Origin of the sequence: Bradyrhizobium manausense (assembly GCF_001440035.1) — a bacterium.
GTDB lineage: Bacteria > Pseudomonadota > Alphaproteobacteria > Rhizobiales > Xanthobacteraceae > Bradyrhizobium > Bradyrhizobium manausense.
This window is the reverse complement of record NZ_LJYG01000002.1, coordinates 59,694-65,765: the sequence shown is the minus strand read 5'-3', so window position 1 is coordinate 65,765 and position 6,072 is coordinate 59,694. Positions and strand designations below refer to the sequence as shown.

Sequence of the window (6,072 nt, the reverse complement as noted above, 5' to 3'; positions counted from 1 at the left end):
CCGCCGCTCGGCAACGTCCAGTTGCTTGGACGTGTCAACGCGCCGATTCTGAAGGCCAATATGCCGTTCGCACCGGAACGGGCGCTTGGGTTGATGAGCCGGCATGCGGTCGACTGGTATGCGATGAGTGAAGACCTGCCGAGCGCCGAGAGCCGTGTGACGGTCGATGGTGCGAACATCCGGCTCGACTGGCAGCGTTCGAACTGGACGACCCATCTGGCGCTGGTGGCGACGTTGAAGGAACGGCTGCGTGCCGCGGGTTACCCGATCGTACTCTCAAAGGCATTCGATCGGCGAACGCCCTCGCATCAATGTGGGACGGTGCGCATCGGTCTCGATCTCGCGACGTCACCGCTCGATCCGTTCTGCCGCGCCTTTGATCACCCCAATCTGTTCGTTGTCGATGCGTCGTTCCTGCCGACTTCGGCGGCGGTGAACCCGTCACTGACGATCGCCGCCCAAGCGTTGCGCGTCGCAGATCACGTTGCGAGGACCGATCTTCGAACTCATAGAGACATGAGATGACGGTTTACGATTATATCATCGTCGGCGCCGGCTCTGCCGGCTGCGTTCTTGCCAACCGCCTGAGCGTCGATCCGTCGACCAGGGTGCTCCTGCTCGAGGCAGGCGGCAGCGACAACAACCCGCTGTTCAGCATGCCGGCGGGGTTTGCCAAGATGACCAAAGGCATCGCCTCCTGGGGATACTCGACGGTGCCCCAGCGCCACCTCGGCGGGCGGGTGCTGCGCTATACCCAGGCGAAGGTGCTCGGCGGCGGCTCCAGCATCAACGCGCAGGTCTACACCCGCGGAAATGCCCGCGACTATGATGGCTGGGCGGCGGATGGCGCGACAGGCTGGAGCTACGCGGACGTCCTGCCGTATTTCAAGCGTGCCGAAGACAACCAGCGTTTCGTCGACGTCTACCATGCGCGCGGTGGTCCGCTCGGCGTCTCGGTGCCTGTCAACCCGCTGCCGATCAGCGAAGCTTTTCTGCGAGCCGGGCAGGAATATGGAATGCCCTACAATCCCGATTTCAACGGTGCCCGGCAGGAGGGTGTCGGGCACTATCAGGTGACGGTGCGAGATGCGCGGCGGTGCTCGACCGCCGCCGCCTACCTGAAGCCGATCCGTGGCCGACCGAATCTCACCGTTCTCACAGGCGCCTACAGCACGCGGATCGTGGTCGAGAATGGGCGTGCAGTAGGAATCGAGTCGGTGCGTGGAGGGCAGGGGGAGATCGTTCGCGCCGAGCGGGAGGTCATCCTTGCGTCCGGCGCGATCGGATCGCCTCGTCTTCTGCTGCTATCGGGGATCGGTCCGGCCGACCATCTGAATGCAGTCGGCGTCAAGCCAATCCACGATTTGCCTGGTGTAGGGGAGGATCTTCAGGACCACCTCGACCTCTATGCGATTGCGGAGTGCAAGGGTGACTTTACCTACGACGGCTATGCGAAGCTGCACCGCACGATCTGGGCGGGACTGGAATATCTCCTGTTCAAGCGCGGACCGGTCGCGTCCACCCTGTTTGAGACCGGAGGCTTCTGGTACGCCGACCCGGCGGCTCGAGCGCTGGAATGGCCCGACGTGCAATTCCACCTCGGGCTCGGCTCGGGAATCGAGGCGGGCGTGGAAAAGCTCCGCAACGCCGGCGTCACGCTCAATTCGGCATTCCTGCGGCCCCGCTCGCGTGGCACCGTGCGGCTCGCAAGCGGCGATCCTACCGCGGTGCCCTTGATTGACCCGAACTACTGGTCTGATGCGTGTGATCGCTCGGCAGCGATCGAGGCGCTGAAGATGGCCCGTGAAATTCTCCGGCAACCCGCGCTCGAGCCATTCGTCATGGTCGAGCGGATGCCCGGTGTTGCCGCCACAAGCGAAGCTGCTCTCGCCGACTATGCGTATCGGACCTGCAAGACCGATCATCACCCTGTAGGCACGTGCCGGATGGGCACCGACCAGCTGGCGGTGGTCGATCCGTCGCTGAGACTTCGTGGGATCGATGGTCTGCGGATTTGCGACGCTTCCGTGATGCCGCGCGTCACGTCATCCAACACGAACGCGCCCACCATCATGATAGCGGAGAAGGCGGCCGATCTGATTCTCGGAAAGACGACGCTCTGCGCGCCACAGTCGGTGAACACGGAACGTAACGTGTTGAATATCCTAGAGAGTAAGAGCTGAGATCGTTGCACTACGACGCGAGACCGAGAAGCTGACGAAGCTGAAGGAGAAGATGGGCAAGCTTGAAACGAAAGCGCCCGACTGCTGGGCAAACAGGAGCTTCCGACCCACCTCAGACATCAAGTGGAGATGGTGTAGTGCTCGGAGGCAGCTCTTAATGTTCGGCTGCGAATATGCGCCACTCTCCCGGGATACCCTTGAGGGATCGGGTGCCACGGTCCTTGAAGCGCAATCCTGAACCGGCCACCAGATCCTTGACGGTGCTCGACACCAGAACCTCGCTTGCGCCGGCAAGTGCCGCAATCCGCGCTCCTATGTGGACAGCGATACCGCTGACGTCATCGCCGATCATTTCGCACTCGCCTGTGTGCAGCCCAGCACGAACCTCTATGCCGAGCGGCCTGATTTCCTCCGCAATGGCCGAGGCGCAGCGAACGCCGCGGGCTGGACCGTCAAAAGTAGCGAGAAAACCGTCTCCAGTTGTTTTCACTTCCTGGCCTCGAAACCGCTGGAGATTGCGCCGGATCGTTGCGTGATGATTGTGGAGAAGATCACGCCAGCGTTGATCCCCAAGTTCAGCGGCCTTCTCTGTTGAGCCCACGATATCGGTGAAGAGAACCGTCGCAAGGACACGGTCGACCGGGACTGACGTCCTTGAACCAGTCAAAAATTCCTCGATAGCATCAGAAATTTCGCCTGCGTTTTCTCCGACGTAGAAAATGTGGTCGCTACCCGAAAGCTCAAAAAGCCGGGCGCCGGGAATGTGGGCCGCCACGTCGCGCCCGCCCTCAACACTGACAGTTTTATCCCCGGTCCGATGGATCACGAGGGTTGGCACCCGAACCGCCGGTAGGATACCGCTGATTTCGATCTGGCTGTTCATGCTCATGAGAGCTTTTACGGCGGCTGGGCTGGCACCGAGCCGCTCGTTGCGCCCCCACCAGCGTTGGAAAGCCGCGTCATTCGCGCGAGAAGGCGCGAATTTCTGTACGCTGCCGCCTGTGCCCCATGCCTGCTCAACGTAACCGAAAAACGCCTCGAGCGCTTCGTTGGTTGGAAACCAGTAGGAAAACCGTGAAAAGCTGCCATAGAGCACCAGCGCGCGGCAACGGTCGGGGTAGGTTGCCGCAAATAAGACGGACAGCGGAGCGCCTTCAGAAATCCCAAGGAGTGCCGCCTGTTCCATGCCGGCGGCATCCATGACCGCTCGGAGATCGTCCATACGTTGGTCCAGGCTGGGAAGCTCCACGCCCCGATCTGACATGCCGGTCCCGCGCTTGTCGAAGGTTACTACTCGGGCATAGGTGCCCAAACGATTTAGAAAGCGAGCGAGATCGGGCTCTTCCCAATAGTTCTCTACGTTCGATACAAACCCCGGAACCATAACTAGATTGATCGGACCACTGCCGAACGACTGGTAGGCGATGTGAACATCGCCGCTCTTGGCGTATTGCGTGACCGGCTGCATGGGCGTTCCTACAGGTTCACCGGGCCTTACCCGGCCGAATTCTGAAACCTGACCTGACGATGGAAAAACAGCAAGCCTCACAATGTCGTCTTCTGGCCCCATCGCTCCGCCAGGGGAGTGCAGCGATTTGTCCGGAGTCAAGGGTCCACCAGAAATGCCCGGCCGTTGGTCAAAACGACGATTTTTCCGCCAGAGCAGTGGTGGACGTCCTTGGTCAGATCATATCGAAAGTCGCTGCGTCAGAAGGTACAGTCATCTCGCTTCGACTTGTCGAACACAGGGATATGTGGCGCGATGGTCTTCTCCTCGACCAGCCAGTTCAGCATCGGAGCAGCGCCACAGGAGACATCTCTGACTACCCGCTGACCGCCCTTCGAGTGGTTGATGCTTCCCTGCGGCCCAGATGTCTGAGGCGCGTTGCATCTCGGTTTTATCTAGCCGGCGGTCACACCGGCCTCCTGCAGGCCCGCAACATAACGATCCAAAAAACACGGGTCCTTGCAAAAGAAGAGTTGCTGCTTTGCGGTATCGGTGCTGTAGCCCGGCTTGCTCTGAAGCAACCCGGCAGCAGCCTCCCTTGCCTGTGCCGTCTCTCCCAAGAGACCCAAGGTCGCCGCCAGCGTAGCGAATGCCTGATAATTCACATTCCTCTGCCGGACTGCTCGGCGGGCGAACTCTGCCGCGATGTCGTACTCTCCCAGAGAGAAATGCGTCAAGGAGCGAACGTGGTGGAAACTCCAGAGATCACTGTCCCGAGGGCTGAGGATCGTTGCTCGATCGAGCAGGACTTCTGCTTCGATCTCACGGCCATGCCAGAGCAAGTTGAAGCCTTGAGCAAAATGCGCTTGTGCGAAGCTCGGGTTGAGCTCCAAAGCCAGATCGATCGCCGCGAACGCTTCATCGTTCTGATGCGTAAGGCATAGGGCTCGCCCGAGTACGCAATGGCAGAAGCAATCCAGATCGTCGAGCACGACGGAAGCGCGCGCTTGATGAAGGGCCTTCTTCAATCGTGGCAACCGATCGCTGGGATTGTCCAGGAACGCCCGCTGAACGTTTACATAGGCCAACGCACCGTGAGCGCGTGCGAAGTTCTGATCCGCTTCTATTGCACGTTGAAAGTACGTCTCGGCCTCGTCAAAGCCCGGAGTGGTGAACCGCCATAGATTCCACAACCCGCGCTGATAGCAATCCCATGCATCCAGGCTGCTCGGCGCCTTGCGGGTAGCCAACTTCTGCTCAACCCTCGACAATTCGGGCTCGATCGTTGCCGAAATCTGCGTAGCCATTTCTTCCTGAATCTCGAAAATGGATGCCAGCTGGAGGTCGTAGGTTTCGGACCACAACTGCTCGCCATCGCAGGTTCGAACCAGTTCCGTGGCAATCCTGACGGCGTCGCGCGACCTCCGAACGCTGCCCAACACCAGGTATTTGACCGACAATTGCTGCCCCGCCTCGCGAGGATCGATCTGCCTGTTTTTGAATGCCACCGTCGAGTGACGTGAAATGACTGAAAGCCAGCGGTTGCGCGCCAGCAGTCGAATGATGTCTTCCACCAGTCCGTAACTGAAGTAATCGTTCTCAGGATCGCCCGAGATGTTTTCGAATGGCATCACGGCGATCGAGGCTCGCAGAGCGGCGTCCGCTCGGATGGACTCCGAAACGACATCACCCAGTGCGCCGACTTCAGCAGAAGCTGAGACCTTGGCTGGAACGCTGGACGTCGAAACGGCAACAGGAGCAAGCGGAATCTCCTGATTTGTTATTTCCTGCACATCCCCGACGAAACGAAAGCCGCGCTTATGCAGCGTCTTTATGAAGAGCTGGTCGTTTCCAGTATCGCCCAACGCCCGGCGCGCGCCGTTAATGCGGCTACTGAGTGCTGCCTCCGAAATAACGCGACCATTCCAGATTTCATCTATGAGCTCATCCTTGCTCACAATCCGATCTCGGTTGCGCACCAGGTGAACGATCAAGTCAAACACTTGAGGTTCGATGTGCACGGACTCACCCGCGCGCCGAACCTCCTGCCGGCCGGGGTCAATCTCAAACTGCGAGAAGCGGTATCTCACCGTCACCTTGATTGCGCCTCTTGGTAGGACGGATCGGGAAACTGACGGCCGAAAAATGAATAGTGGCGAGAGCAACCAGCCGTCCGCCAAAGCTGAAACAGCGTGCAGCTGCGCAGGCCGCTCCCGCAGTCTACAGATTGGCCTTTGGGCCTTCAACCGGCATGAACGGCCCTTTTCCGCGGGATCGGACGCCCGTGAGGGCCTCCGGGTGCTGACGAGCACCTGCGTCGCTTTCGCGCATGCCCATCAATTCGCCGCGACGTATCAGGCGCAGCCAAGTAGAATATGGGCTTTAGCCCGGCTTTTTGTCCGGCTCACCAGCCGCGGACACCCGGATTACCCGGAATTTGGG

At 60.0% G+C, this 6,072-nt stretch carries 4 protein-coding genes; 2 read left to right on the top strand and 2 right to left on the bottom strand.

Features of this window, described 5'->3' with window-relative positions; translation table 11 throughout:
* Positions 1-525, top strand: a 525-nt coding sequence (locus tag AOQ71_RS46805) for a GMC oxidoreductase (protein WP_245316581.1), incomplete at its 5' end; no start/stop codon positions are given.
* Complete coding sequence (locus tag AOQ71_RS00300; RefSeq protein ID WP_057740411.1) at positions 522-2,183, top strand: GMC family oxidoreductase; 1,662 nt, start codon at positions 522-524, stop codon at positions 2,181-2,183. The genes AOQ71_RS46805 and AOQ71_RS00300, both read left to right, overlap by 4 nt.
* A gap of 154 nt (positions 2,184-2,337) precedes the next feature.
* Here AOQ71_RS00300 and AOQ71_RS00295 read toward each other — a convergent pair whose 3' ends face one another.
* Together AOQ71_RS00295 and AOQ71_RS00290 are read right to left on the bottom strand one after the other, a co-directional pair.
* A complete protein-coding gene (locus AOQ71_RS00295; protein ID WP_057740408.1) occupies positions 2,338-3,651 on the bottom strand; it encodes an adenylate/guanylate cyclase domain-containing protein in 1,314 nt (437 codons plus the stop codon).
* A gap of 434 nt (positions 3,652-4,085) precedes the next feature.
* A complete protein-coding gene (locus tag AOQ71_RS00290; RefSeq protein ID WP_057740404.1) occupies positions 4,086-5,726 on the bottom strand; it encodes a winged helix-turn-helix domain-containing tetratricopeptide repeat protein in 1,641 nt (546 codons plus the stop codon).
* Between the last annotated feature and the right edge of the window lie 346 nt (positions 5,727-6,072).